At 34.7% G+C, this 25,709-nt stretch carries 19 protein-coding genes and 1 pseudogene; 5 read left to right on the forward strand and 15 right to left on the reverse strand.

Features of this window, described 5'->3' with window-relative positions:
* Positions 1 to 10: 10 nt before the first annotated feature.
* From NQ558_RS01035 to NQ558_RS01060, 6 genes are all read right to left on the reverse strand, one after another.
* The gene (locus NQ558_RS01035; protein ID WP_005362555.1) at positions 11 to 901 is read right to left on the reverse strand and encodes a carbohydrate ABC transporter permease; all 891 of its coding nucleotides are present in this window, start codon (positions 899 to 901) and stop codon (positions 11 to 13) included.
* A gap of 4 nt (positions 902 to 905) precedes the next feature.
* A complete protein-coding gene (locus NQ558_RS01040) occupies positions 906 to 1,790 on the reverse strand; it encodes a carbohydrate ABC transporter permease (RefSeq protein ID WP_005362553.1) in 885 nt (294 codons plus the stop codon).
* 71 nt (positions 1,791 to 1,861) lie between these two features.
* Positions 1,862 to 3,187: an ABC transporter substrate-binding protein gene (locus NQ558_RS01045; RefSeq protein ID WP_005362552.1), complete on the reverse strand. Its 1,326-nt coding sequence runs from the start codon at positions 3,185 to 3,187 to the stop codon at positions 1,862 to 1,864.
* 937 nt (positions 3,188 to 4,124) lie between these two features.
* A complete protein-coding gene (locus NQ558_RS01050; protein ID WP_005362550.1) occupies positions 4,125 to 5,090 on the reverse strand; it encodes a hypothetical protein in 966 nt (321 codons plus the stop codon).
* A gap of 582 nt (positions 5,091 to 5,672) precedes the next feature.
* On the reverse strand, positions 5,673 to 5,822 hold the full coding sequence (locus NQ558_RS01055; RefSeq protein WP_005362549.1) for a hypothetical protein: 150 nt from the start codon (positions 5,820 to 5,822) through the stop codon (positions 5,673 to 5,675).
* Between the two features lie 11 nt (positions 5,823 to 5,833).
* Entirely contained in the window at positions 5,834 to 8,095 is a 2,262-nt protein-coding gene (locus NQ558_RS01060; RefSeq protein ID WP_005362548.1) for a discoidin domain-containing protein, read from the reverse strand.
* A 228-nt stretch (positions 8,096 to 8,323) separates the two neighbouring features.
* Between NQ558_RS01060 and NQ558_RS01065 the strand changes: the two genes are divergently transcribed.
* The 4 genes from NQ558_RS01065 to NQ558_RS01080 are packed head-to-tail and all read left to right on the forward strand — an operon-like array spanning position 8,324 to position 14,813.
* Positions 8,324 to 10,084 (forward strand): sensor histidine kinase, encoded by a 1,761-nt coding sequence (locus tag NQ558_RS01065; RefSeq protein ID WP_005362547.1) that lies wholly within the window; start codon positions 8,324 to 8,326, stop codon positions 10,082 to 10,084.
* Between the two features lie 58 nt (positions 10,085 to 10,142).
* Positions 10,143 to 11,663 (forward strand): response regulator transcription factor, encoded by a 1,521-nt coding sequence (locus NQ558_RS01070; protein ID WP_040446976.1) that lies wholly within the window; start codon positions 10,143 to 10,145, stop codon positions 11,661 to 11,663.
* Positions 11,664 to 11,695: 32 nt separating this feature from the next.
* Complete coding sequence (locus NQ558_RS01075; RefSeq protein ID WP_005362545.1) at positions 11,696 to 12,064, forward strand: hypothetical protein; 369 nt, start codon at positions 11,696 to 11,698, stop codon at positions 12,062 to 12,064.
* A gap of 49 nt (positions 12,065 to 12,113) precedes the next feature.
* Complete coding sequence (locus tag NQ558_RS01080; protein WP_005362544.1) at positions 12,114 to 14,813, forward strand: PAS domain-containing hybrid sensor histidine kinase/response regulator; 2,700 nt, start codon at positions 12,114 to 12,116, stop codon at positions 14,811 to 14,813.
* Between the two features lie 158 nt (positions 14,814 to 14,971).
* Here NQ558_RS01080 and NQ558_RS01085 read toward each other — a convergent pair whose 3' ends face one another.
* From NQ558_RS01085 to NQ558_RS01115, 7 genes are all read right to left on the reverse strand, one after another.
* On the reverse strand, positions 14,972 to 16,258 hold the full coding sequence (locus NQ558_RS01085) for a chloride channel protein (protein WP_040446971.1): 1,287 nt from the start codon (positions 16,256 to 16,258) through the stop codon (positions 14,972 to 14,974).
* A 7-nt stretch (positions 16,259 to 16,265) separates the two neighbouring features.
* Complete coding sequence (locus NQ558_RS01090; RefSeq protein ID WP_259907600.1) at positions 16,266 to 16,388, reverse strand: hypothetical protein; 123 nt, start codon at positions 16,386 to 16,388, stop codon at positions 16,266 to 16,268.
* A 100-nt stretch (positions 16,389 to 16,488) separates the two neighbouring features.
* The gene (locus NQ558_RS01095) at positions 16,489 to 17,298 is read right to left on the reverse strand and encodes a hypothetical protein (protein WP_005362542.1); all 810 of its coding nucleotides are present in this window, start codon (positions 17,296 to 17,298) and stop codon (positions 16,489 to 16,491) included.
* Positions 17,283 to 17,726, reverse strand: coding sequence for a S26 family signal peptidase (locus NQ558_RS01100; protein ID WP_005362541.1), 444 nt, complete (start codon positions 17,724 to 17,726; stop codon positions 17,283 to 17,285). Before NQ558_RS01100 ends, NQ558_RS01095 begins: the two co-directional genes overlap by 16 nt.
* 10 nt (positions 17,727 to 17,736) lie before the next feature.
* On the reverse strand, positions 17,737 to 18,003 hold the full coding sequence (locus NQ558_RS01105; RefSeq protein ID WP_005362540.1) for a PqqD family protein: 267 nt from the start codon (positions 18,001 to 18,003) through the stop codon (positions 17,737 to 17,739).
* A 233-nt stretch (positions 18,004 to 18,236) separates the two neighbouring features.
* Complete coding sequence (locus tag NQ558_RS01110; RefSeq protein WP_005362539.1) at positions 18,237 to 19,871, reverse strand: class I adenylate-forming enzyme family protein; 1,635 nt, start codon at positions 19,869 to 19,871, stop codon at positions 18,237 to 18,239.
* 36 nt (positions 19,872 to 19,907) lie between these two features.
* Positions 19,908 to 20,747, reverse strand: coding sequence for an amidohydrolase family protein (locus NQ558_RS01115; RefSeq protein ID WP_005362537.1), 840 nt, complete (start codon positions 20,745 to 20,747; stop codon positions 19,908 to 19,910).
* Between the two features lie 344 nt (positions 20,748 to 21,091).
* On the opposite strand from NQ558_RS01115, the pseudogene NQ558_RS01120 reads away from it, so the two are divergent.
* Positions 21,092 to 21,211 (forward strand): annotated as a pseudogene (locus NQ558_RS01120) (transposase); the annotation flags it as partial.
* Positions 21,212 to 21,376: 165 nt separating this feature from the next.
* On the opposite strand, the gene NQ558_RS01125 reads toward NQ558_RS01120, so the two are convergent.
* Both NQ558_RS01125 and NQ558_RS01130 read right to left on the reverse strand, forming a co-directional pair.
* Positions 21,377 to 24,790, reverse strand: coding sequence for a DUF7910 domain-containing protein (locus NQ558_RS01125; protein ID WP_050750979.1), 3,414 nt, complete (start codon positions 24,788 to 24,790; stop codon positions 21,377 to 21,379).
* A gap of 342 nt (positions 24,791 to 25,132) precedes the next feature.
* Entirely contained in the window at positions 25,133 to 25,708 is a 576-nt protein-coding gene (locus tag NQ558_RS01130; protein ID WP_005362535.1) for an indolepyruvate oxidoreductase subunit beta, read from the reverse strand.
* Position 25,709: the final 1 nt, after the last annotated feature.

Below are 25,709 nucleotides of genomic sequence, written 5' to 3' on the forward strand. Positions count from 1 at the left end.
ATTCCTTTCTTTAACCCTTTACAGCACCTGCTGTCATACTTTCCATAACTTGCTTCTGTAAGATAATAAAGATAATAATTGTTGGAAGAACCGTGATTATTACCGCCGCAAACAGTGCAGAGTAGTTATTAGCAAATGTTCCTAAGTAATAGTTAAGTGCGATTGGAACTGTTCTAGCTGTATCACCACTTGTGAGCATTAATGCGAAGTAGAATTCGTTCCATGTATTAATAAACTGTAACATTGCGATTGTTGCCAAACCAGGCTTAGCCAATGGTAAAACAACCTTTGTAAATGACTGAATAAATGTTGCGCCATCAATATATGCTGATTCTTCAAGCGCTACTGGAATAGTCTTGTAGTAACTTACCATTACGAAGAATGACATTGGAATACCCATTGCTGCATACACGATAATCAGTCCAAATTTTGTATCGTATAAACCTAATGTTTTGAAAATTGCAAACAATGGCTGTGATATGGCCTGTGCTGGAAGCATCAATGATGCTGAAATTAAAAGCACTAAGATTGTTTTCAATTTAAAGTTATATCTTGCTACAACGTATGCACACATTGCTACGAAGCAAACTGTAACAGCTACGCTGACTAATACGATAATGATACTGTTTAAAAAATATTCCTGAATAGGTGCATATTTGAATGCATCGACATAGTTCTTAAAATTAAATGACTTTGGAAGTGCAATTGCAGATGTATTAATTTCTGCATATGTTTTAAACGAACTTAAACCAGCCCAAATAATAGGTCCGATTGAAATAACTACAATCAAAGCAAGAAAGAGATATTTTAAAATTCCGCAAACTACGCGAACACCAACCGGCTGTTTTTTTACTGAACCAAGCTGCATAGGCATTGGTATGTATTTTTCCTTCTTAGCCATGTTTTTATACCTCCTTCATTTCCTGTTTCTGGTTAAATAATTTCTGAATTAAGATAACTAATACTAATCCTAATGCAATCTGGATAACACCTACCGCGTTAGCCTTACCATAGTTGTTTTCAAGAGTGATAATCTTGTACAAGTATGTTGGTAAGTTAAGTGTTGCATTACCTGGACCACCCTTAGTTGTCATATAAATAATATCGAACTGTGATACCATTGCTACTGATGCTAAAACTACACAAGTGCCAAATGCATTCTTCATTAATGGAATTGTAATATATCTGTCTGCCTGTGCAGGTGTAGCACCGTCTACCATTGCTGCTTCGTAGATGTCAGGGCTTATCGCTCCCATTTCACCCATGAAGATTAACATATTAAATCCTGAGTAAAATACCCAAGTTGCTGTCACTGTCATAAATGCATATTTTGAGTTACCGAATAAGTTTAATACCTGAGTTGTGTCAAGTCCGAACTTTTCGTAAATAATCTTGATTACACCAAAAGATGGGTTTAATAATAATGAAAACATTACTGCTGTTGCTGCTGTCGGGACAATGTTAGGAATAACATATGCAACTCTTGCAAATTTCCATCCCTTTGGTTTTCTACGTAAGATAAGTGCCATAACGAAACCAAATCCTACATGAAGCGTTGACTGAATTAATACCCACTTCAAAGTGTTAACTATAGATACTGAAAAATCAGGATCTGCAAATATTGTCTTGAAATTCTTTAAGCCTTCAAATACCGGTGACTGTGTAAGTGAGTAATCACAAAATGAAGTAGTGATAACCATTACAAATGGAATGGCATATACTAAACAAAACAGTACTAAACAAGGTAATGAGAATGCTAATATCCAACCTTTTTTTCCTCTTGTGCTCATATTTTTCCTATTTCCTTTCAAAAAAAGAGCGCTGCACTATTTTCTAGTGCAGCACCCATCATCAATTTGCTCTAGTTTTTCTTAGCTGCATCAGTTAACTTCTGGCAAAATTCTTTTGCTGTCATGTTACCATATGCAAGTTCTGGCAACTGTGTTGAGAATGTATCAATTACGTTCTGATACCAATATGCCTGGTTCTGACCATATGTATATTTAGCCTTTGACTGAATATCTAATACTTCTGCCATTAATGGGTCTGATTCTTTTAAGCTGTCTGGAACTTCGATATTGCTTGATACTGGCTGTAATCCTGCCATTTCTAAAGCTTTAAGCTGATTTTCTGCTGTTGTTTCAAACTTAAGGAATGCAACTGCTGCTTTAACCTTTTCAGGATCCTTTGTACCTACCATGTCACCAGGTGTTGGAACACTTTCCATACCTGAACCAGGAAGAAGCATAATGCCAACTTTGTCATAGAAACCTTCAGGAGCTTTGTCTGTGCTCTTGAAATCAGGAATCATCCAAGGTCCGTTAGGAAGCATTGCTACTTCGCTGTTGAAGAAGTGTGTTGCCATTGTGTCATACTTTCCACCTGCTGCATCTGATGTTGTGTAGTTCTTTAACATCTTCTGTAACTGTTCTGTTGCGTTTACAACTAAGTCTGATGTGTAGTCTGTTGGGTACATTGTGTTCATGAATTTGTTTCCTTCTTCACCAGCTGTACCAATTAAACCACTATACCAAAGGTTAGATAACCAACCAAGGTCTGCTGTATCCATACTTACTGGAGTGATGTTCTTTGATTTTAATGTATCACATGCTTTGTAGAAATCATCCCATGTTTCGTAAGCTACGTCAGGAGCTTCAAGTCCTGCTTTCTTAAATAAGTCTTTGTTGTAGTAAATATATGAAATTTCTTTTGATACCGGAATACCGTAAACCTTTCCTTCATATGAGTTGAATTCAAGATCCTGGTCACTGAACATTGCTTTCCATTCAGGATCCTTATCAAGGTATTCTGTAATGTCTGTAACCTTTCCTGACTTAGCAGCTAATGCTGTAATGTTGTTACCACCATTTAATACGATGTCTGGAAGATCACCACTTGAGATTAATAATTTAATCTTCTGGTTGTAAGCATCTGTTGTAGGAATTTCTTCGAATTTGAATTCTACATTCTTTCCTTCTTCAGTCTTCTTAAATGCATCAAATAAATATTCATAATAATCTGCTGCATAGTCTGTACCAACGTGATAGTTGATTACGTTTAATGTTATCTTTCCGTCTGCTGACTTTCCTTCATCTTTCTTAGATGTGTCTGAAGAGCTTCCGCAGCCAGTGAAAATACCGGCTACCATTGTTGCACAAAGTGCAATGCTTAATAATTTCTTTCTCATAAATTCTACCTCCTGGTTTCTTGTGTGTTGTTTGCTCTTTTGTTTATATTTAACATTATATAGATTTCAGATTTTTAATGAATAGAATATTTTTACAAAACCTTTGATTATTTTGACATTATAATTTGTATTTTTTTGTAATATTTTGCATATTTTTTGTATTTTTTTGTACATAATGCAGACAAAAGTTATAAAAATAAGCAAAACAAACTTGGCACACCTCATATTGCCTTCCAGTCTGATTCTGTGGGGTAGATGAGTTTTGGTTTGAGCGGAAACAAACTTCCTGGTTGCATCATAGATTCTTATAGTTTTATTTCGTGGGGTAGATTTGTTGTGGTTTGAGTGTATTCAAGCCTCACGGTTGCATCATAGATTCTTATAGTTTTATTTCGTGGGGTAGATTTGTTTAGATTTGAATGGATTCAAGCCTCATATCTGCTCTATACAGCTTCCAGCCTGCTTCTATGGGGTAGATATTGTAAAATTTGAATAGAACGAAGCTTATACTCTGCCTCATATAACCTTGAATCTAATTCCGTGGGGTAGGAATGTATAAGCTTGTACCATATGAACCAAAAATTTCATATATGGTACAAATATAATACTTGTTCAGCTCGGATCTAAACATACCTGTACCATATAAGCAGAAATTGTCGCATATGGTACAGATTCAACGTTTGTCCTGCTCAAATTCAAACTTATCTGTACCATATAAATAAGAATCACCGTGTATGGTACAGATTTGTATAAATTTAGGTTTTAAATTACAAGGATTTGTACCATATCATTCAAAAGTTGCTCATATGGTACAGCTATACTAACGCATAAAAAAGCACCTTAACCGTAATTTGCTAAAGTACTTTTCATTTTATTCCTCAGTTGATCCTTTAAGTAAATTAGGATTGACATTTTTAAATTTTTCTTTTGAGCATAGTCATTTTATACCATACTGGTCCATCAGCTTATTTCTGTACTCCACATTATCATAAGACTTCATTAATTCGTCTATTCGATTCTCTTCAAGTAATTGTCTTCCCAGCATTGCCATGCTTTCCTCTCCTCGTTTTTCTCCCTGCTCATTTCCTATTCTCATCGCTTCATTATACACTGTATCTATATAGCTACACATATTATTCACCTCCGTTTCTATATTTTCACTCATCGGTATTTCATATTCTTCTTCCAGTATTTTCTTTTTCTCTTCCGGTGTCATCTTTGATCTTAAGAGTACGTCCAATAATCTTATTATTTTATTATCGTAATTGGCATACTCCGGTCCGCCTAAGCATATTGATATGACATTTATTAAATCGTATTTCTCTTTATCTCTATCAACGCTTGATACCTTATCGTTCTTCTGCAATGATACAACACTAATGCTGTTCTTATGTTTATCAGGCGGATCTGTACATACCCATATGGAGTAGGCTTTCTTTAATTTTTCATAATGTGAACCTGCAAATTCTGTATTATACTGTGATGATAAAATTCTGGCACAATTGTATACACCTCTTGTCACATGGTCGTATCCCGGATAATAGTCGTTTTGAATCTCCAAATCACAGTAAATGTGACTGTTTTCTTTAGGATTCGGTCTTATGACATTAAAGTAAATATCAAATGTCGTTCTTCCTTCAGAATTAATCTGAATTTCTGTGTTTAAGCCTTTAATTGCCGGCATAACTTCATTAGGATTTACAGTTTCTGACATTGTCCTTACATCACCTTCTATAAGGCATCCTCTAACATATTGTACGGAGCAATCTTTGTACTCATCTATTACACTTATGATAATCCATGCCAATATATACTTATCGCATAAAAGTCTTTTCGCCGCTTCATCATACCACGCTTTAATATAGGCTGTTTCTATATTAGCGGATAAATATGTTTCTTTCATTTTCCTCCTCTTATGTTTCTCCCCCTTAGTCAATAGCTGACTTTTTTACATATGTTGAAAATGAACTTTCTTAAAATTTTCCCCTCTAATATCGCATATTCTGCTTGCATTATGCTTGCCTATCATTCCCATTTATTTCTACAAATTTATTATTTAAAATATTCCCCCGTTTATACAATCCCATCTATACATACGTTCTACTATCATTTCATTTCACAGTCAATATGGTTTTGTCATTCTTTGTGTGTTCTAATTTTTTGCTTTCTGCATTTTTTCATGTACAGTCTAATGTTATTCTTTCCGTGGAATATTCTGAGGAACATCAGAGAAATATCTAAGGGACATTCTAGGGGACATTCCAAGGGACTTCATAATTCAAGTTAGGCATTACCACTGTAAATTAATATCTGGTAGATATAAACAAAGGTCTTTTATAGTCTTTATATTTTATGAAATACTAAGATAGACGGCTCTTAACTTTCATCAAAAAGATTATCTAAAAAAAAATCCCAGACTCAATTATCTTCTGATAAAAGAATCCGGGGTTTTTAATGTTATATAGTATTTTATGTATTAATGTTTTTAATAGAAATCAGAGAAGTTATATCCATCTTTATCATTGCCAAAATATTCATCCATTAAATTATTATTATCAAAACCACTTGTTGTAATGATATCATTATTATTCATTTCTACTAATTCCATTTCTGGGCTTTTATATTCTTTTCTCATAGTAAACCTCCCTAATTATTATTCTGATTTTCTTTTGCAAACTCATCAATCAAGTCATGCAATCCTTCGTCAATATTTGGATATCCTTTTTTCTGTATTATTGATGCAATTCCCTGTATTGATTTTGATACTGTTCCTGTATATCCTTCGCCTGCACCATCTTCAGAATAAACTGTAGTAGCATCCGCATTTTCATATGGAATATTTGCGTACGCTCTAGCATTAAAGAATCTAGTATAGTTAGCTGGTACAATATTAATTAATGATGCACAGTATGTATCGTTTGTTTCCCTGTACCATCCTGTATTAACTACGTCAGCGCAGAAATTCTTTCCTAAATCATCCTTCTTTGCCAAATCTAATGTAGCACCCTTTAAAACATCATTTACAGTAATTAATGTTCCTGCGTTTTCGCAAATTACATTTTTAACTTTCTGTTCATTAGCTCTGCTTGCTGTTGTAGCTGAAACTTCTGTTTTAAATCTAATTCCACCTGGTTTTTCCTGTCCAGCATCTATTCTAATAGCTGCTGCATTTGCAAGTTTTAATGATACATCACTAATTGCTGTGAGGTAGATATCATCATTAACTGTTATTTCGCTATTTGGTGCATATACTTTTCCATCACTATAATAACCATATTTCGCATCTCCCAATTCATATGTTGCTCCATCTGCTACAGTTGTTTCAGTTGTACCATTAAGTACAACTTTGTGTTCTGCTGTGGCTTCACCATATACTGTAAATTCTGCAATTTCTGCCCATGCATGATTGTCATCTGTATCAGCATTAGCTTTATGATGAGGAATTCCTGTCAACTTAACTCTGATATATCTATAGTTTTTATTTTTAAATTTGTCAGAAATTTTTCCTGTAGCTTCTTTTGTCATCTGACTGCCTGACCACAATAAGTCTGCCTTGTCCCATTGTTCGTCACTCCAGTTTTCAGCGGCTTCTCCTCCGCCTCTCACTTCATATTTATGAGGTAAACCATAAAGCGGATTATTGTTTGCATCAGCATCATCTCTTTTTTCGTTAACAGCATATTCAAATGCTATTTCGAAGCTATCAATTGATTTTAATCCTCCCAAATCTACCTTCCACCAAGAACCAAGTTTTTCAGTGTTTCCATCTGCTACCCAAAGTGAACTTTTGTTTCCATCATTGGCATTAGTTGCAGGCCTATTCTCGCTTGAACCTTTTGCAGTTTTTCCTAATGATAAGTTGCTTAACTGATTTCCATATATACAGATTTCAGCTACAGCCGGCCAAGCCTTTTCAATCGGCTCTGTAAATTTTAATCTTATATATTTGTATGTTCCCTCTTCAATATTTGTGAACTGTTCACCATTTGAGCCTGCATTAACTTCATTAGTACTTTGATCCCAAATAGTAGTATATTCTGTTCCATCTACTGAACCTTCTACTTTATACTTCCATGCTGAACTTTTTGCATCTCCTGCGAAAAAGATTCCTAATGCATTTACTTTTGTCATTTTCTTTAATTCTACAACATAATTGGCTGTTGTTCCTTCACTTGTTACGTCTCCATAACTAGCTTCTTTGTCATTCCAGCCATTTGCAATCCATGATGTATTCACATCTCCGTCAATTGCATTACTTCCTACGTTTCCCGGATTATATATACTAACTGAAGATTCTGTACCTTTTGCTATCTGGTCTGATGTAAGCGCTGTAGCTCTTTCACCATATGCTGCAAATTCTGTCATTGCCGGCCATGGCTTCATGTCAGTCTTAGCTCCAACAATAGTTACTTTAACATACTTATAAATCTTATTTTTATAATCTTTTCCTACAATGTTTTCAAAATGCTTATCCGTAACTGTATTTTCTGTCTGATCTACTACCAAATCCCAATTGCTATTATCTATAGATGCTTCAATTTTGTACTGCCATGCTGTATTCTTCTGAGTAGTTTCATCTTTAAACCAAACGTTAAAGTCTGATACATTATAATAATCTGCTAATGTAAATTCTGCCCAAACAGAATAATTATGTTTTCCCGAACCTGGAAATCCTGCTTGGCTTCCATTCCATCCATTTGTATCCCAAACTGTTGTAATGTCGCCATCTATCAGTGAACGTGCTGAGCCGTGCTGCTGTGATACTACGACTCCGTCTTCCCTAAGTATATTTGTTCTACTTGTCGTCACTGTATCTGCCTTAACCGTTGCCATTGGTGCCGGCACTGTTATGCTTCCTACAACCATTGCTGCTGCAAGCACCATTGTTAATAATTTCTTATTTTTCATAAAAAATACTCCTTCCTTTGTTTATAATTGTTAATTAATACAAGTATACTTGACTAGTTTTTATCATTTAATAGAATATTTTTACAAAACTTTAGAAATAATTTACTTTTTTCTATTATTTTAGTATAACTTTTCTTTTTTTTACTCAAATATGTTATACTCTATTTATAAATAGGAAGAGACAGAGACAGTTTCTGTCATTCTGCGGATTTTGAGAGGATTATACTAATGCTTAAAAATTTTTTACATAAGAGAAGAAGTATTACTGCGCAAACATCTATATTAATTACACTTACCATTGCCGTGGCTTTGGTTATTAGCGCGTTGCTTTTTTACTATAAAACTGATAAGGAGTTGACCACTCATTATAGAGAGCAGATGTTTCAGGAAAGTAATACTACAATGAATGTTTTATCTGACAATATCGACACTATCGATTCTATATATAGACTTTTGGTTTCAAGCGATAATATTTATAGTTTTATGGCTTCTTCATCTAGAACGCCTTCTGATTATATTGCTGCCGAAAAACAGATGACTTCTCTTCTTATTCTCAATAATCTTTGGGAAAAGAGTTATTTGGAGTCTGTTTACGTTTATACTAATTATAATAAGCGATTTTATGTGTCCAAAAACGATAATATGATAAAAAGAGAAGAAAATGCAGCTGTTTACAGAAATTTAACGGAACCTTCACCTACGCTTACTTTACACGCTTTAGACGGTTCTGATGATCTTTACTTTGTTCGTACAATTTATAATTTAAACAGTGGCGATGTTTTAGGAACTATGATCGTTACACTTAATCAAAAAAGTTGGGTTAATATGCTTACACAGAATATCTCAAAAGGCTGGCACATTCTTATGTATAACAACAGTTTTGAAACTATTTCTGACTATAATTATGATGTTACCTCTAAGGATAGAATTGAAGCATTAAAGAAATCTCTGGATTACTACAATGACAAAGCTCTGCATCACGTAAAATTTGAATCTAAAGATTATCTGACCTTGTCTAATAATCTTAAAAAAATAGATATATCTGCTACTATTATGGCTCCTCAGAATCAGATTAAGAGACAGGTTAATAATGTTTTAAATTCTTATATTATAGTTATGTTTATTATTATTTTCATAGTACTCTTAATATCTTTCGCCATAAGCCGATATATTACAAAACCTGTTGGAACTATGATACATAATATTAATAAGATTTCTCATGGCAATTATTCTGAAAAGGTTTCAGGTCTTGAAGAATATGAGGAGTTTTATGCTCTTCAGGTTGCCATTAATGATATGCTTGACCAGATTCACGCCTACCACGACAACGTGTTAGAACAGAACATTTCTCTTAAAACAGCTGAGATTAAAGCTTTACAGTCACAGCTTAATCCACACTTTATTTTTAATGTTTTGAACACTTTGGCCTGGAAAGCAGAAATGTCTGACAACAGTGAACTTTCCCAGATGGCTATTGCTATCGGTGAGATTTTCAAAGCTACAACTGCTTACAGAAATTCACAGTATATTTCAATTGCTGAAGAGCTTAAATTTGTTAAGTTTTATATTTATTTACAACAGATGCGTTTCGAGGACAAGATTAGTGTAACTTTTGATATTGATAAGGATTTGGACGATATTAATATTCCTTGTTTTTGTGTTCAAACACTTGTAGAAAATGCTTATGTTCACGGCTTGGAACCTAAGGATACCAATGGACATCTGACTATTAGCATTAAGAAAGATAACGAAAATAAATTTTTATTAATAAATATTATTGACGACGGAGTTGGATTCGAAAAGATTCCAAAGTTTGATATTAACGTTGCTTCCAAAGGAACAACTTCCGAGGCTGTAGGTTCACGTCCTCACATTGGGCTTAAAAACCTTAACAGACGACTTTTCCTTATGTATGGAGAAGATGCTGTATTGCACATAGAAAGCATTCCTGAAGTTCGCACAGCTATATCTTTTAAAATACCATTATAAATTCTTTTTGCAAATTTAAGAATTTGACCAAAGAGTTACTTAAGAAAGGATGTTTTTTATGATTTTTAATTTATTAATTGTTGATGATGAAGCTCCTATCAGAAAGGGCTTATCTGAATATATTAAATGGGAAGATTATGATTGTAAGGTTGTTGCCACTGCCAACAACGGTGAGGATGCAATCACAAAAATAAACGAAAATGACATTAACATTGTTTTGACTGATGTTAAAATGCCACTTTTAGACGGAATTGGTCTTGCAAAATACATTCACGAGAATCGTCCTGATATTGCCGTAATTATTTTATCGGGATATTCTGAATTTGAGTATGCACGTTCTGCAATACAATATCATGTTTCACAGTATTTGTTAAAACCGGCATCTAAAGATCAGGTTATTGCTGCTGTTAAAGAAGTTTGCGAAAAAATTGTAACATCTAAGTCTAATACCCGAATTAAAGAAAGTGAGCTTGCTTTTCTTAAAGATCAGTTATTCCAACAATTAACTGATTCCAATGTTATAGATGAAGAAAAGCAAAAAAAGATTGACTCTTTTAATTTGGATTTTAGTCATTTTTATGTAGCTGCTTTCCAGTTGCCTAAAGATTTCAATGAATTTAGCAAACTTAAAGACATTATTAAAGACCAGCAGATTGAAAGCCATTGTTTTAGATATAACAACATGGTTCTTACTGCATATTTTTGCGATCAAAATTCCTACATAGGACCTATTGTTGAGGATTGCAAGGAGATAGAATACTTATTTCAGGAACAGTACGGAAAACAGCTTGATATCGGCATAAGTGCCCATCACTCTACTGCAAAGCATTTTTCAAAGGCTGCTTCAGAAGCCATCACTGCTTTGTCACTTAATTTCTATTCAGCATCACATATAATTGCTTTTTCAAGAGATTATATTGCTAATAGAAATATTTTTCCTGTGGATATTTCCGTGCGTCTTCACGAATACGAAACGGCTATTCTTCAATTGAACTTTAAAGCTGCAAAAGACGTTGTTTCTACTCTTTTCAGTAATTTGCAAAGTAATTTTACTGATGAGGCTTCTGTTAAGAATATTTGTACTCAGATTTATTTGATTTCTTATAGACTGGTTATGAGTACTTATAACCTGCCAATGGATGAGAAATATGTGAAAATGTTAACTGAAAGTTCTGATATTTTCCAACTAAAATCCATAGTTTCTGATATGATTAATGATTTGCAGATACAGTTAACACAATCAGTTAAGAAATATAGCTCTTTTATTGAAGAGTCTTTGAATTATATAAAAGAACATTTAGAGGATGATTTGTCTCTGGAACAAATTGCCCAACATATTCATATTAATGAATCCTACTTTAGTAGAACTTTTAAGAAGGAATGTGGTAATTCTGTCATTAGCTATATTAATAATCTTAGAATTAACAAAGCTAAAGAACTTCTTGCCACTTCTAATTTAAAAACTTTTGAGATTTCTGAAGCTGTTGGAATTCACGACCCTGCTTATTTTTCCGTATTATTTAAGAAAAATACAGGCATGAGTCCTAAAGCATACAGAGATCAGTTTGTAAATGTTTAGCTTATATTTAAATTACAGAATGGAGTTTGCTTATGAGTAATATTATGGAAGATAAAAAAAGCTCAATAAGTAATATTATTGATGCCTTAACTAAAATTGAAAATAATCATTTAAATGCAAACAGAAATAATGCCATCTATTCTATGCTTAAAGAGATTGGATTATACACCAAAGCCTTATATGTCAGCATCTATGAACTTGTTGACTCTAGTGCTTTTGAGCTTACACATCAATGGAGATTATTTAATAATACTGAAAGTCCTAATCACGACTTAATTCTTCCAACTGATGGAGTTCCATGCATATTTAATATTCTGTATCAGGGAGAATCCATTATTTTAGATGATATAGAATCTATTAAGGATTCTATGCCTACAGAATACAATTTTTTTTGGAAATAATAACATTACTGCTGTTATTGTATTTCCAATTATTTTCAGAAAAAGATTAATGGGATTTGTAAGAATAGATAATCCTAACATTAAAGATTGTGGTGATTTCATTGATATTATCCCTGTTATCGGTCACCATATGGGAAGCATTCGTGAAAACAATAAAAAGGACACTCTTATTCAACAGCATAAGCTTTCCATGACTGCTAATCAAACTGAATTTGAAAAAGACAGACAGTTTCTTGAGGTTTTATATCGTGACTATACATCTATATATTATGTTGATTTGTCTAAAAATATTGCGGAGCCTCTTAAAATAGATCGTATAGCAAATGCAGCCAAATTTATAGATAGTCCCTCTAAACATATTACACTTAACTATAATGACACTATAAAACAATATAGCGAAACTTATATAACCAAAGAGCATTCTAAGCGTTTTTGCGACTTGCTAAATGCTGATTATTTAAGACAGGAACTTTGCTACAAAGAACGTTTTTCTTTTAGATACAGAAGCCTTCCTAATATTCTTGGACAGCAATATTTCGAGGCGCAGATTGTTCGTATTTCCGAAACTGATTTTGACAATCGTATTCTTATCGGCTTTAGACACATTGACGATATTGTTGCAAGCGAACAAAAACGTCAACACGAACTTGAAACAGCTCTAGCCGAAACAAAACTTAGTAACGAAATCGTATCTGCCCTTGGCAAAATTTATTATGCTATTTTTAGAATTGATCTTGTCAATGATTTCTATAAGGAAATTTCCAGTGAAAGTGAAATTCATCACCTTACAGGAAAAATAGGGCGTGCCTCAACCGAAATGATTGAATTGTGTGATACATTTGTTGCACCTGAATATCATGATAAGGTTCTTGAATTCTTTGATTTAAGCACTTTGGCTGATCGTTTACATGATGAGGAAACTCTTGCAACTGAATATCTTGCAAAAGATGGTAACTGGCACACAGCACGTTTTATTGTAAAAAAACGTGATAACAATGGAAATGTTACCCATATTCTTTATGCTACAAGACTTATAAGCGATGCTAAACGACGTGAAAAAAATTGGATTTCCATTGCTGAGGAAGCTAACAAGGCTAATCTGGCCAAAACAGAATTTATTTCTCAGATTGCCCACGACATCCGTACACCAATGAACGCTATTCTTGGTTTTGAAACGTTAGCTGAACAACATATAAATGAACCTAAAACTGTAGAATATAATCTGAAAAAAATAAAATCTTCAGGTGATTTTCTTATGGAGTTGGTTAACGAAGTGCTGGATATTACACAGATTGAAAACGGACAGTTACGCATTAATTCCCAACCTGTTAATATTCCTAAGCTTTTGGATGATTTTCCACCAATGCTTAAACAATTACAGGGTGACAAAAAACTTAACATTATATGCAATCAGCATGACCTTTACCAGAAAACCTTGTTGGTTGACCCACTTAGACTAAAACAGATTTATACAAATATTTTATCCAATGCCATAAAATATACACCTGATGGTGGTTCTGTTACCTTTGAAATTTATGAAGAATTATTTTTGAATAATAAGTATATAAATCTTATAGCTGTTATAAGCGACACAGGAATTGGTATGTCTCAGGAATATATTAACCATATGTATTCTAAGTTTTCCCGTGCCACTGACTCTAGAATTAACAAAGTTGGTGGTTATGGCCTTGGGCTTTCGATTGTTAAAGAGCTTGTGGACTTAATGAACGGACGAATTAATGTTACAAGTAAAGAAGGTCATGGAACCACTTTTAAAATAATAATTCCTCTTGAATGTTGTGCAGAAAACTATAAAGCTCTACAAGATATTTCAGATACTTCCGCTCATGATACTTGTAAAGGTATGCACCTTCTTGTTGCTGAAGACAATACTCTTAATTATGAAGTTATTTCTGAACTTCTTGCTATGTATGGCATTACCTGCGACCATGCCGAAGATGGATCTGTTTGCGTAGAAATGTTTAGAGAATCAAGTATTCATACTTATGATGCCATTCTTATGGATATGCAGATGCCTGTTATGGACGGACTTCAAGCTACAAGTGCCATTAGAAATCTTAACAAACCGGGAGCTCACAGCATTCCAATTATTGCCATGACTGCTAATGCCTTCAAAGACGATATTCAACGTTGTCTTGATGCCGGCATGAATATGCATATGTCCAAACCTGTTAATATGGAAAAGCTTTTAAAAGCACTTGCCAAGTTTAAGGGGGAAGTTTCCACAACCGGAAATGGAGAAACAAGTGGTGAAGTAGTTACTACTCCTGTGAAGACTACTGACAATATAGAAACTACTGGCGAAACTGTTACTCCTGTAGTTACTACGACTAACGGAGATTCTATTAACGGAGGAACTACTAGTAACAATGCAACTAATGGGGTTGTGCCAAAACCTAGTACTACAAGTACAAGCTTACAAGCTTCAAATTCAAAGAAGCCTGCTACTACAAAGGTTAAGAAAGTCAAGGCTACGAAGAAATCTCTTACCATTAAATGGAGCAAAGTAAAAGGTGCAAGTGGCTATGAAATTCAGGTTGCCACAGACAAGTATTTTAAAAAGAACAAGAAATCAATTCTTGTTAAGAAGCAGAAAACTACTTCTGCTAAAATAAAGAAATTGAAATCTAAAAAGAAATACTATGTACGTGTCCGTACTTATAAAGTAGTTGGCAGAAAAAAAGTATATTCTAGCTGGATAAACGGAAAAGCTACAAAGACAAAATAAAGATTTGTAGTGGAAGCGATAGATTGATTTGTAATGTTATGACAAGACCGTATGTGAAATCAAATTCACATACGGCCTTTTTTGTTTTAATCCCAATTTTCATGTATTTTTTTCTTTTCTTCTTCACTTTATAAGATAATATTATCACATTTTATGCTTTATCTTGTTTTTCTATTTATATATTTGGCCTTGTATTTTGAGTATACAATTGTCTGGTCTTTGTACAGGCTGTAGTATCCTGACAGGGCATAGCTGATTGATATTGCTATCAGGTAATATGAGACCCCGGCAAAGCCAAACAACTCGAATGAGATAAGCATTGATGTTATTGGGCAGTTAGTTACACCACAGAACAATGCTACCATTCCCGCTGCCGCTGCAACCACCGGTGGAAATCCCAACAATTGTCCCATAACACATCCGAAGGTTGCTCCCACGCAGAATGCAGGAACGATTTCGCCCCCTCTAAAACCTGCTCGCATTGTAATTGCCGTCAAAATTATTTTCCAAACAAAATCAAGGGGTCTTGCCCTTCCTGTTTCAATGGCTTTGGCTATTAGCTGATTGCCTGCGCCCATATAATCATCTGTCTGTAAAATAAAGGTAATTCCCATAACAATAAGTGCCGCAACAACCACTCTTACGTAAGGATTTTTCAAATATTTAGTATACAAAGTTGAAGCTAACTTTAGTGCTATGCAAAAAAGTATACTTACAGCACCACAACCTGCTGCAATAACTGCCATTTTTGCTCCGGTTACAGCAGTTAGTTCCGGTATAACTGTTACATGAAAAACTTCAGGATGGATGCCTATTCCTGCCGCAAATTTGGCTGCAATAATTGACGCAATAACGCAAGGCAAAAGCGCCGCATAATACATAACTCCAACGCTTACAACTTCCATGGCAAAAACTGCCGCCGCCATAGGAGTTCCGAAAACCGCAGCAAACGCCGCACTCATACCACACATAACCATAACGTGGTGGTCGAACTCATCCAAATGAAAAATTCTCCCAAGCTGATTGCCAATGCTTCCGCCAAACTGAATTGCCGCACCTTCACGTCCTGCGGAACCACCTGTCAAATGAGTAAGCACTGTTGACAGAAAAATAAGTGGTGCCGATTTTAAAGGCACATCATCCTTAGATCTAATGGTTGAAAGAACCTGATTGGTTCCTCCATCGTTTTTGTCCAATCTTTGGTACATAAAAACGATAATCAAACCTGCCACTGGAAGTAACAAAAACATCCACTTATTGTCTGCTCTAAACGTCGTTACCCACCTGATACATATGGCAAAAACACTACTGGCGCCACCAACAACCACACCTGTTAAAATTGCAAGAGCCATCCACTTAAAAAAGTTTGTCAAATCTCTTTTAATTCTACCCAAATAATATTTATTTTTAATCTCATTATGTCCGTTTTTTATGATTTCACTCATACTGATTCTACTTTTCTTCCACCGGATAGAAACTGCATCCGCACTTTCCATGTCCCTTAGTATAATAAAGGGCTTTGTCTGCATCAGTGAACTGGCTCTTTCCTGGATTTTTTCTGTCAGTAAATGCCACGCCTACACTAAGAGATACCGCTGGAACTCCCTCTTCTTCAATTGATAATTTTCTGTTAATTTCGGTGATTTTTTCAATGCTTGTCAGACCAACATATTCTCTAACTCTCTCTATACTCTTCCCCTGTCATTGCCTCATAGCTTGTTCTCACCGCATGTTCTGATATATCGCAATTCAATATATAAACAGGCACTTTTTTTATCAAAACATCTAGTAATTCCAATGTTTTTCCTGCCTGGGCTGAGCTGTCGCCGAAATGAATCTGCCCTAGAAGATATGGTATGGCTTCTTTGGAATCAAGCTTTCTAATTCCGCATTCCGTGCCACGCTCTATTATGCAAATTCCACCAAGCGGTGCATTCTTATTATTCTGCCAGCCCTCTTTGCCAGCCCACGGAGTTCCATATATTCTTACGCAATCGTCAACTATTCTAATAAAAGGTTTGTCCCCATTTATAATAGAAACACCCTGACCTAAATACTTCCTCCATAACCTGATGTGGGTAGTTTTTCCGGTACCACTTGGTGCAGTAAACATATAGGCTTTGTCCTTCCACTGTATAACCGCTCCATGCATTAGGAAACCGTCTTTCTCAGGCAAAACTTCCGCAACTTTCCTTAAAAGTGCCAATGTTTCCAAATATTCAGGGGCAAATCCACTCTGTCCTTCATCTTCCAACATTGTTCCCTGTTCTCTTATTATGTCATCCTCTGATATAATAATTTCATAGACCGAATCATTATCAGAAAGCTTCAAATCTTCTTTCCCAGCTACACAATTATCGAAACACTTCTTATTATCTGAATTTTCTTCAGTATCCAAATAATCCCCACAATGCTTCTTCAATGATTCCTCATAAATTCCATTTACCTGAAATCCGATTCCGGCAAGTTTTATTTTGAATGCCATAATCTTTTCACCTTTCCAGCCTTCATTTTTATTTTCTTAAAAGCACAAATTAAAGGATGAAGAAAAACCCAAGCCCTGCTGTAAAGCTTGTATCCCACTCCCTCCATATTTACTTCATTTCCATCACGATAAAAGCCAACTAAAACTCCAATGATCTGGTTTTCAGTTATGCCATATTCCTTATTAATGCAATTATCTCCGCAAATAATATACCCCCTATCATCTTTTCCAATAATTCTATGAAGCACATAATCGTCTCCACGTCTGTATAAAGGCACATCATATTTCTTCAATGGTGCTGTAGGTGGCTTAACTATTATGGTATCCCTTCTGTTTCTTAGCATTGGATACATGCTGACACCAGAAGTTGTACTAACATACACTCCCTTCTCATTTAATGCATCCTCAATATGTAACACTTCACCCATAACACACTCTCTATTCTACAATAATTCCTGCATTTTTCATCTTATCTACCATTGCCTGAATGTCTTCTCTTGCTTTATCAGGTTCAACTTCATAAGTTTCAACCATCTTCTCTACCATCTGGTCAACATCCAATCCGGATTCAATTCCTTGCCATATCTCCTTACCTGTTGCATTAAGGTTAATCATTCCGTGAAATGTCTTGCTTGCCTCACCTACTGCAATAACAACTGCCTGACCTCCAACATCTCTTAAAACAAAACCATTTTTAATCTTCATTAATCTATTCCTCCGATATCTTTCGCTTATATAAGTGTACCATATTACCGCAATATTTGCATTGCGAAATTCCACTCCAACAATTTTTTAGAAAATTTGTTCTATAATAATTTTGTATTTTTTTAATGTATTTAAAAAAGCGTCCCCTAAATTCATCGCATTTTTGCACGCTTGTTAAGGAACACTTTTTATTCTTTATTTTGTTTGATTTAAACCCAGCCCAAAAGTCTTAATTAAGCCTTATTCTGTGCATCAACAAGATTTGAACTGTGATACATTTCTCTAAGCTTAGGTTTTTCGATTTTTCCAGTAGCATTTCTTGGAACTTTAGTAAAGATAATCTTTTTAGGTCTCTTGTATCTTGGAAGTTCCTTACAGAAATCATTGATTTCCTGTTCAGTACATTCTGTGTCAGGATTCAATTCAATAATGGCAGCTGCAATTTCGCCCAATCTTTCATCTGCAAGACCAATAACTGCAACATCCTTAATCTTAGGGAATTTGCTTAAGAAGTTTTCAATCTGTACAGGATAAAGATTTTCGCCACCACTAATAATTACATCTTTCTTTCTATCAACAAGGTAAATAAAACCGTCTTCATCCATTTCAGCCATATCCCCTGTGTAAAGCCAGCCATCCTTGATTGTTTCAGCTGTAGCCTTTTCGTCATTGTAGTAACAAGTCATGACGCCTGGTCCCTTAACAATAAGTTCCCCAACACTACCTTGCTCTACAGGATTTCCCTCAGGATCAACAATCTTTGCTTCCCAGCCGTAACCCGGAATACCAATTGCTCCTACTTTATTAATATTTTCGACACCTAAGTGAACGCAACCTGGTCCGATAGATTCGCTAAGGCCATAGTTAGTATCATATTGGTGATGTGGGAAGTATTCCTTCCATCTCTTAATAAGGCTCTGTGGTACAGGCTGTGCACCAATGTGCATAAGTCTCCACTGATCTAACTTGTAATCTTCAAGCTTAATCTCTCCTCTATCTAATGCAAGCAAAATATCCTGTGCCCAAGGAACAAGAAGCCAAACAATTGTACAGCCTTCATTTGATACTGTTTCAAGAATTGTTTTAGGTGTAACCCCCTTTAATAATACTGCTTTTCCACCAGTCAAAAGGCTGCCAAACCAATGCATCTTGGCACCTGTATGATAAAGCGGTGGAATGCACAAAAATACATCATCCTTAGTCTGTCCATGATGATTCTGTTCAGCTTTTGCCGCATGCATGAGACTTTCGTGATTATGTAAAATAGCCTTTGGGAAACCTGTTGTTCCTGAAGAAAAATAAATTGCCGCATCATCTGAATCCTTAATTTCGATTTCAGGTGAAAGTGAAGAACAGTTAGATGCAAGCTTATCATAATCTTCTGCAAAAGTAGGACAATCACCACCTACGTAGAACAAAATTCTTTTTTCATCAATTTCATCAACAATTTCTTCGATTCGGCCAACAAACTCAGGTCCAAAAATAAGCACATCTGTCTCTGAAAGTTCAAGACAATATTTAATTTCCTGCGCATCAAATCTAAAGTTCATAGGAACTGCCAAAGCTCCTGTTTTAAGAATTCCAAAATAAATAGGAAGCCATTCTAAGCAGTTCATCATAAGAATTGCAACTTTATCTCCTTTTCTAATACCTCTGCTAATAAGGAGATTAGCAACTCTGTTAGCTTTCTCGTTAAATACGTGCCATGTAATATCACGTCTGTAATGATGGCGGGCATCAGGCTGGATTAATTCATAATCTCGCCATGTTACCCTTCTTTTTTCCTGAATATCAGGATTTATTTCTACCAAAGCTATATCCTTTGGAAATTCTCTGGCGTTTCTCTCTAATAATTCTGTAATTGGCATTTCTCTTTCCTTCTTTTTTATCTTATTTTTAATTTATTATCCAAAGAAATTAAACAAATCATTGGCATTCTTCCCAAAGATCTTGTCTTTTTCTTCCTGTGTCAAATCTGTATTGTTAAAATCATTAACAGCTTTGGTCTGGTCATACCACGGAGAATCAGTTCCAAACAAAATTCTGTCCGCTCCATGTTTTCTAACCATTCTCACAAACTGTTCATTTTCAAGCTTAACCGGAAAAATAGGATTAAGAACAATCGCCGTGTCCAAATAAAATGGCAGTCCTAAAAGCTTCTCTTCCACTTCATCCCACATTTTCCAGCCACCCATATGGGCAAGAATCAACTTTTCCGGCTGAATATGTTTCCAAAGATTAAGAATTCTTTCAGGTGTGCAGTGAACCGTTTCCGGAAGTCCCACATCTTCCCCAGCGTGAACAATTATCCCCAAATCCTTCTCCGCTGCATAATCCATTAACCTGATATATTTTTCATCGTCAAAAAATGTATTTTGATAGTCAGGATGAATCTTTATAGCTTTCAAATCCATTGCAACTATTTCATCTATAATCTGCTTATAATTCTCACAATCCGGATGAATAGCCCCAAAATAAAATAATCTTGTTTCTTCTCTTTTCTCGTTAAGTTCCACAGATAATCTGTTAATTTTCTCCGGTTGCCTAATATTAGTTGCCACAGGGCAAACAACAGACAAATCTATATCTGCTTTTTTAGTACTGTCCTCTAAACCTTTAACTGTTGGTATCCTTGCACTTTTTACATGAATACCCTGACCTCTTACAATATCTTCTTCCATACCTACTATAGTCTTGTGAGCTATGGCATCAGGAAATGTATGTGTGTGAATATCTATAATCATAACATTCTCCTATATGAATCTTATTCTTTATTACTTTTTCACTTTAAAGTCATAAACTATTATAAATAACTATTACCTTAAAGTCAACCAAACCTTTTTGCCTGGATACTGATTACACGGATTGTTCCGCACTCCCACAATCCTCCAATCATGGGAAAATTAACTTTATTATATTATTGCAAAAGACGATATCACTGCGATATCTGTAACAGACACTTTACTGAACCTTTTTCACTTTTACCTAAAAATTGTAGGCTTACAACACTAACCCAATACCGGCTCGAAGATTATCTTATGAAATTTAAAAACCGAAAGGATGTAAGATATTTTGTCATTGAGCTACTGAAGGAATGAACAATAAGATTAAAGTGATTAAACGAAATGGAGTCTCACGAAATGCTTATGGATATAGGAATTTTGATAATTTTAGAAACAGAATAATGTTATCTTGTGATACTATTTAAAAATCGTGTGTGATTACAAATCACACACGATATATATAAGGGATTACCCCCATGCTTGACAAAGAGCCTTATTTTTTTACTAACATATATACCAAAATCAGGCTGTTTGCATATATAGTCCACGCAAACAGCCTTTGAATTGTTTAATTATTATGAATTTTAACTTTAATTTCTGTTAATGTCAAATACTTCCCATGCTCCGGCAACAGTTTCACTTGTAGCAAAAAGTTTACCACCATCGTTTAAGTTTGCCTGAACATATTTTCCATTTGCCAATGAGTAAAGTGCATACTCTCCATCTGAAATCTTTTCAATAATGAATTTCTCCCATGTACCTACACTTTCACTTCTTGGCAATAACTGATTGTTTTCATCAATTACAGCACATACATATTTCCCATTTGCAATTGATTTCAATGAAACTGTTCCATCATTGTTATTTACAATCTGGAATGTTTCCCATGCACCTCCACATGATGAACGGTTTGCCACTATTGTTTCACTTCCACCATTTTCTGCACAAACTACCTGTCCGTTTGCTATGGATGTAATATATGCATTTGAATTATTAAAATCTGCCTTTTCTACTTTTTCAATTACGATCGCTGAAGTTTTATCATTAAAATCTCCAAGGCCTGATGCATCTGTGAATAATGTTTTTTTACTTCCTGCAAATCTTTCATCGTTATACAATGTAACTTTGTAGCCATCTGCTACCTTAACTGAAGAAATCTGATCATTTTTAATTCCCTTAGAAATCATTGTGCCATAATCATATCTTCCTTCACTTAATGCTACAGACCAACCACTGTAATTTGAATTTTCATAAAATGTTGCTTTTGCAGAAGATGTCTCATCTCCCAACTTTTCAATATTAAATGCTTCCCAAGCTCCTGCTATGGAATCACTTCCTGCTACTAATTTACCTCCATTATCCAAGTCGGCCTTTACATATTTTCCGTTTTCTGCACTCTTAAGACCGTATTCTGTATCGCTTATTTTGTAGATTTGGAATTTCTCCCATGTTCCTACGCTTTCGCTTCTTGGAACAAGTTGATTTTCTTCATCTAATACTGCACATACATATTTGTTATTTGCATCTGCTTTTAAACTTACTGTTCCGTCATCATTATTTATCAGATAAAATGTTTCCCATGAACCGCCATAACTGTCTCTGTTTGCTACTATTGGATCACTTCCACCATTTTCTGCTACAACATATTTTTCATTTGCAACAGATTTGATACTGTATTTTCCATTTGATAATTTAACAGTATTATATGTAACACTTGATGAACCATCCCACTTTTCAATTTTAATGGATGATGTTTTGTCATTTATCTCATTTCCTACATATGATGCATCACCTGTAAATTCCTTTGATGTTCCTTTAAATCCTGCATTATCATACAATGTAACCTTGTAACCAGAACTTACTTTCAGTGATGATATTGCATCATTTTTAATACCTTTTGCAATGATATCACTATAATCATATGTGCCTTCCGGTAATGAAACTGACCATCCACTATAGTTTGAATTTTCATAGAATGTTGCTACATTATCATTTGTTGTTGTATCACCGACTTTTTCAATGTTAAAAGCTTCCCAAGCTCCAGCTATTGAATCACTTCCAACTATTAATTTGCCTCCGTTATCCAAGTCAGCTTTTACATATTTTCCGTTTTCTGCACTTCTAATGCCGTATTCACTGTCATTTATTTTGTAAATCTTAAATTTTTCCCATGTACTAATGCTGTCACTTCTAGGTGTCAGCTGATTTTCTTCGTCTAATACTGCACATATATATTTATTATTTGCATCTGCTTTTATACTTACTGTTCCATCATCATTATTAACAATATAGAATGTCTCCCATGAACCGCTATAGTTGTCTCTGTTTGCTACTATCGGATCACTTCCACCATTTTCTGTTGCAACATATTTTTCATTTGCAACAGATTTGATGCTGTATTTTCCATTTGGCAATTTGACTGTGTTATATGATGTTGTAGTTGATGTCTGATTGTTAATCTTTTCAATTTTAATTGATGAAGTTTTGTCATTCATTTCATCTCCAACATATGACGCATCACTGGTAAATTCTTTTGATTTTCCTTTAAATCCTTCGTCATCATATATTGTAACTTTGTATCCGTCACTTACTCTAAGTGATGAAATCTGATCATTAACAATTCCTTTTGCTAAAATATCTTTGTAGTCATATGAACCTTCTTCCAATGAAACTGCCCATCCACCATAATTTGAATGTTCATAAAATGTTGCCACACCTGATGTACTGTTGTTATCACTATCATCTGTTGTGCTTCCACCTGTAGATGTTACTGTTCCCGAAAGATATGGCTTTACCAAATTGTAAATCTTGTCATTTTTCCATCCGTTTGCTGTACCTACAGCTGACCATTTATTTTTAATTGTGTCAGCTGAGTCGTTATAAATATCAACTTTTTCAGGGTTGTGATTATAAATACCCCATGAGCTGTTTCCTGTAACTTTGTATGACCATGTTGTCCAATGCCATCCCTGACCGTTGAAAGTTGACATTGCTGCCTTCCAACCTTCTTCCTGTTCGAAGCATGTAAACTCGCCTACAAATGTTGGCACTCCATAATTGTGATTTGCAATGTCTGAAACTTTACTTGAAAAGTATGACTTCTGTGCATCACTGCTATTTTGTGCACTCCATGGATAGTAATGGTATTCATATGCTACATTTGTCCAGCCATACTGTGAAGGTCTTGGCAAATTGTCTGCATCCCAACATGATTCCATTATAATAATATGATTGCTATCCTTTGAACGGATTGTATTGTAAATTTCATTATAAAAATCCCAATGTAAACTATATGTTGCAGCTGCCTTAATTCCCGGTTCATTTAAGATATCGTAAGCTGCAACTGCCGGATTGCCTTTGAAATGTTCTGCAATCTTTTTCCATAAATTTAAAGTTTTATCTTTATTGCTCTGATTGTAATATAGCTGTTTTCCATCATTAATCTCTCCTGAATGGTCCATACCATTTTGAGAACCAAATGCTCCGTGCATGTCTAAAATTACATACATACCTCTCTGGCTACAGTTTTGTACAAACCAGTCTAATCTGTCAAAAGCATTAGATTTAAGATTTCCATTGTCATCACAAAGATTCATATATGTAAATGGTAATCTTATAACACTCATTCCCATTTCTGCACAATTATCAAAATCCTGTGTTGTCCAATAATTATTTTCATATGTTGAAACCAACTCATCTCTCTTTGATGCTCCAAATCTATTTGCCAATGTGGTCATCATTGTTTTCTGGTCAGATGCATTGGTTGGATTCATCCAGTCTTCCTGAACAAGCCATCCACCTGCATTTGTACCTCTTAGATATACAATATCTCCTGTTCCTTTTTGTTTTCTTATCTGTGTTCCGTTAACCTTCAAAAAATCATTGCTTCCAAGAGCCTCTCTGGCACTAACCTGGGTAATGCCTGTAATTTTTCCTGAAATAGCCACACTAAATGTCATTGCAAATACCAATAACATACTGACCAGTTTTTTAATTTTTTTCATAAATGCCTCCTTATTAATACTATAAAAAAAATTTTCGTCTATTATATTATCAATATAATACCACATAATGTTAACGGTATCAATTCTCCAAATTTTAGAAAAATCGTTTTATTTTTTTCTAAAAAAAAATAAAACGATTTTTATGATAATGGTATGTTGTTTATACATTTTCTAAAAAATGTATAAATAAAAAATATCCCTATACCTGACAAAGAACATTATAAACTTGGGTTACCCACATGCTTGACAAAGAGCCGTAAAAAATCCCGAAAAGCTTCAGAACTATTAACATTCTTTCCACTTTCCGGGATTTTTATTATCCTATATTTTAATTTTATTATCTTATGCTAATTCATAACCCTTTTCAAAGGCTGCCACGTTAATATCAATAGTCTTTGGTGGAACTGTTTTCTTGATTACTTCAATCCACTGTTCCTTTGGAAAATCCATATTCTTTGCAGCAATTCCAAGAATAATAACGTTAAATACTCTTGAATTGCCCATCTTTATGGCTTCATCCATTGCATCAACTGATACAACACGGTATTTCTTTGAAAGTTTTTCAATAATTCCGTCAGGATATTTTGCCACACCTGTAACTACAGGCATTGGGTCGATTCTCTGGTCATTTACAATAATTACTCCATCTTTCTTAAGAAAATGAGCATATCTTAACGCTTCTAATCTTTCAAAAGCGATAAGTACATCTGCCTGACCTTCTTCTACTATAGGTTCTGCTACTTTTTCGCCATAACGTACATAAGTAACAACGCTACCGCCACGCTGTGCCATTCCATGAACTTCTGAGAGCTTAACATCATATCCGGCTTCAACTGTAATTCCACCTAAAATACGGCTTGTAAGAAGTGTTCCCTGTCCACCGACACCTACTATCATAATATTCTTTGTTTCTGCCATG

Source organism: Eubacterium ventriosum (assembly GCF_025150745.1).
Classification (GTDB): Bacteria; Bacillota; Clostridia; order Lachnospirales; family Lachnospiraceae; genus Eubacterium_G; species Eubacterium_G ventriosum.

What these genes read in the sequence shown, in the direction of transcription:
- NQ558_RS01035 (WP_005362555.1), bottom strand. Translation starts at nt 901, where the DNA reads ATGGCTAAGAAGGAAAAATACATACCAATGCCTATGCAGCTTGGTTCA.
- NQ558_RS01040 (WP_005362553.1), bottom strand. Translation starts at nt 1,790, where the DNA reads ATGAGCACAAGAGGAAAAAAAGGTTGGATATTAGCATTCTCATTACCT.
- NQ558_RS01045 (WP_005362552.1), bottom strand. Translation starts at nt 3,187, where the DNA reads ATGAGAAAGAAATTATTAAGCATTGCACTTTGTGCAACAATGGTAGCC.
- NQ558_RS01050 (WP_005362550.1), bottom strand. Translation starts at nt 5,090, where the DNA reads ATGAAAGAAACATATTTATCCGCTAATATAGAAACAGCCTATATTAAA.
- NQ558_RS01055 (WP_005362549.1), bottom strand. Translation starts at nt 5,822, where the DNA reads ATGAGAAAAGAATATAAAAGCCCAGAAATGGAATTAGTAGAAATGAAT.
- NQ558_RS01060 (WP_005362548.1), bottom strand. Translation starts at nt 8,095, where the DNA reads ATGAAAAATAAGAAATTATTAACAATGGTGCTTGCAGCAGCAATGGTT.
- NQ558_RS01065 (WP_005362547.1), top strand. Translation starts at nt 8,324, where the DNA reads ATGCTTAAAAATTTTTTACATAAGAGAAGAAGTATTACTGCGCAAACA.
- NQ558_RS01070 (WP_040446976.1), top strand. Translation starts at nt 10,143, where the DNA reads ATGATTTTTAATTTATTAATTGTTGATGATGAAGCTCCTATCAGAAAG.
- NQ558_RS01075 (WP_005362545.1), top strand. Translation starts at nt 11,696, where the DNA reads ATGAGTAATATTATGGAAGATAAAAAAAGCTCAATAAGTAATATTATT.
- NQ558_RS01080 (WP_005362544.1), top strand. Translation starts at nt 12,114, where the DNA reads ATGGGATTTGTAAGAATAGATAATCCTAACATTAAAGATTGTGGTGAT.
- NQ558_RS01085 (WP_040446971.1), bottom strand. Translation starts at nt 16,258, where the DNA reads ATGAGTGAAATCATAAAAAACGGACATAATGAGATTAAAAATAAATAT.
- NQ558_RS01095 (WP_005362542.1), bottom strand. Translation starts at nt 17,298, where the DNA reads ATGGCATTCAAAATAAAACTTGCCGGAATCGGATTTCAGGTAAATGGA.
- NQ558_RS01100 (WP_005362541.1), bottom strand. Translation starts at nt 17,726, where the DNA reads ATGGGTGAAGTGTTACATATTGAGGATGCATTAAATGAGAAGGGAGTG.
- NQ558_RS01105 (WP_005362540.1), bottom strand. Translation starts at nt 18,003, where the DNA reads ATGAAGATTAAAAATGGTTTTGTTTTAAGAGATGTTGGAGGTCAGGCA.
- NQ558_RS01110 (WP_005362539.1), bottom strand. Translation starts at nt 19,871, where the DNA reads ATGCCAATTACAGAATTATTAGAGAGAAACGCCAGAGAATTTCCAAAG.
- NQ558_RS01115 (WP_005362537.1), bottom strand. Translation starts at nt 20,747, where the DNA reads ATGATTATAGATATTCACACACATACATTTCCTGATGCCATAGCTCAC.
- NQ558_RS01125 (WP_050750979.1), bottom strand. Translation starts at nt 24,790, where the DNA reads ATGAAAAAAATTAAAAAACTGGTCAGTATGTTATTGGTATTTGCAATG.
- NQ558_RS01130 (WP_005362535.1), bottom strand. Translation starts at nt 25,708, where the DNA reads ATGGCAGAAACAAAGAATATTATGATAGTAGGTGTCGGTGGACAGGGA.